Annotated in this window: 2 protein-coding genes and 1 pseudogene; all 3 read right to left on the bottom strand. The window is 32.5% G+C overall.

What is annotated here, in order from left to right:
- Positions 1-1,348 (bottom strand): annotated as a pseudogene (locus tag KHW44_RS08360) (hypothetical protein); the annotation flags it as partial.
- A gap of 10 nt (positions 1,349-1,358) precedes the next feature.
- Positions 1,359-1,643, bottom strand: a complete 285-nt coding sequence (locus KHW44_RS08355; RefSeq protein WP_002841438.1) for a hypothetical protein — start codon at positions 1,641-1,643, stop codon at positions 1,359-1,361.
- Between the two features lie 102 nt (positions 1,644-1,745).
- Positions 1,746-2,549: a metallophosphoesterase gene (locus KHW44_RS08350; RefSeq protein WP_304068354.1), complete on the bottom strand. Its 804-nt coding sequence runs from the start codon at positions 2,547-2,549 to the stop codon at positions 1,746-1,748.
- Positions 2,550-2,659: the final 110 nt, after the last annotated feature.

Here is a 2,659-nt window from a genome sequence, read left to right as displayed (position 1 = left end):
CCATAGTAGAATTAAGATCGGTATAGTTTTTAATTTGAGTGGAATTAAAATTGTGCCAATTGTTTTGTAGGCATATATTTCCAACCAAAATAGCACACACGACAAACAGTATCAAAAACCCATTAAATGATAGCACACGGTTTTTAATGGAACCTTTTAAGTTGAATACATTTCGATCTTTGTATGTATCATGAGATGTGAATTCTTTTCTCCTGTTCAAAAAAATCGTGCCTATAGCTGTTATCAAAAGCATAAACACTGTAGCAATCACAGGTTTTAACGAAAACGACTTAAACAAGCTTAGAGGATTGTATGCATGATTGAAGAAATTAAAATCAACCAATAGCAAACTCATTATTAAAACCAAAGTAAAATATTTTGCTTTGGTATTTTGTATAAGTTTATCAACAAAAGAAAATGCAAATCCAAACGCCATAGTGATTAACGCAAAAGGAAATACACTCTTAAAAAATGTAGACAAAGGCGTTCTCATAACATATGAGTATTCTCTTATAGAACCACCCCTGTCCTGAACAGTCCTAATAACAAATGTAGAATCGTAGTGATATGTTAAATCGCCCACACCATTTCCAGTTATTAAAGATGCCACAAACACTGTCAATAATGAAATGATAATGTACATCACAATCATACACATAATAATACCAAAATCGTTCGCTACATCCTTTATTTTGGAATTCGATGTTACGCTGGTTATATCATCTTCTCTCATTATGAAAATCATTAGAAAGCCTAGTAGAATTATCGGCACAACTCCAAAAATCACACCAGCTTCATCAAATACAACTTTACTAAAACTGTGATTGTCATTCTCGTCAATCAATCTATCTTCTACGGAGTTTCTATCTTTCAAGAAATTTATGTAGCCTTCTCCGCTCAGTACAGATGTCCTAAGTTCCTTAGGATTATCCATGTTCTCATCTGTATTGTATTTATTATTCAGAGCATCCAATTCATTAGTGTACTTTATGATATCCTTTTCATTATAGTTAGATTTGTTATACTTGTAGTTTTCATCAAGACCATGAGCTTTCATCAAGTTTTGTAACACTTTTTTCCCTTGATTTAGGTACGCTTTGTGTTCTTCGTAGCTTTTTTTGTCTGGTTCTTCCGGTGTTATTTTCTTCCAATCAGTTTTTTTGATGACGACTTCATCCCAACTAATATCATTAGAAATCGACATATGACTTGAAATGAGAAAATCAAAAGCATGGTTGGTTGTATTAAAATGTAGGAAAAAAGCAACAATACCCATAGTAATAGAAAACAGAATCAAAAATGGAATCATCTTGTATCTGTATAATTTTTTTAGTTTGTAAGTAAACATTTTTGTCTCCTTATTGTTTCTTTAAATTTCCAGAGTATCTGTAACACAACGTACCCTCTTCTTCATAGTCTGGACGGATTGATTTTTTCAGTACTCCATTGTAGCCCGATTTTTCATATTCCATTTCTCCTCCAACATTTTCATGCGATAGTGAAACGTACTTATTATCGTCCTCGACTTCTATCCCTGAACTTGAAATCGTTTCTGATTTGTTTACAAGACTAGCATTTAGTCCAGCTATTACAACAAATACTACTGCCATTGTTGCAATTAGCTTTTTCATTGAGTATTTCATATTGTCTCCTTTCGTTGTCTAGTAATAATTTATTTACCTTTAATTATATTTTAGTACAATAAAATAAAAAAACAATAGTTTTCCAAGCATTGTATACTTTTCTTAACTATTGTTGATATTCGTTAATTTTATTAAATTGATTTCTGGTCGATTAAATATCCTTGGAACGACGGTCTTTTCCTTGGCAAGTCCACGTGACACAATAAGTGTATAATCGTCGTTGTATATTCCTCCTGCATATTTCGGAAATAAACCTTGTCCCGGAGATATAATTCCATTGAATATAAAAGGAAGTCTCCATTGTCCACCGTGAGTGTGCCCCGATATCATCAAATCGAATTTTTTCAGATTTTTCTTGAAATAATAATCAGGTTTGTGAATCAAACATATATTAAAATTTTCTGAATTCAAATTGTCATCTAATATGTCTAATTCATTCTCATAATCGTCCAAGATTTCTCCAGATGAATCATCCACTCCGATAAGTTTAATGTTGTTCGATAAGAACTCTTCTTCATTATCTAGAATTTGTACACCATAATTTTTGATTGCCTTATCTATTTCGTCCAGATTTTCTATTCTTTTTTCGTGATTTCCATGAACGTAGTAAACTTTCTTGCCCAGTTGTTGCAATTGTTCTAGTAATTCAAATGCTTTTTTTGGTTTCAACTTGTCATCCACAATGTCTCCACCCAGTAAAATCATATCGCAATCAACGGATTTTATTTTGTCCATTAATTTCTTCTGGTTGATGCCATAATCGCACGAATGAAGGTCCGACAAGAATAATATATTCATCTCGCAGTCAATCTTTTCAGATTTTATTTCGTATTGTACTATGTCGATTTTGTACGAAATTGATATTAGTAAAAATAATAATATCAATGCGGATACAATTAAATACATTTTTCACCTCAAATCATGACCACCCGTAAAACGGGTGGTTTGTTCAAGGGCTATAAGCCCGAGTGATACCAACCAGCGTCTCAAGGCGCTGGTTTTCACTCTGTTCAAAC

It is taken from the genome of Finegoldia magna (genome assembly GCF_018371055.1).
GTDB classification, from domain to species: domain Bacteria; phylum Bacillota; class Clostridia; order Tissierellales; family Peptoniphilaceae; genus Finegoldia; species Finegoldia magna_I.
The sequence above is the reverse complement of the archived record's forward strand: the minus strand, read 5'-3'. Positions and strand labels throughout refer to the sequence as shown.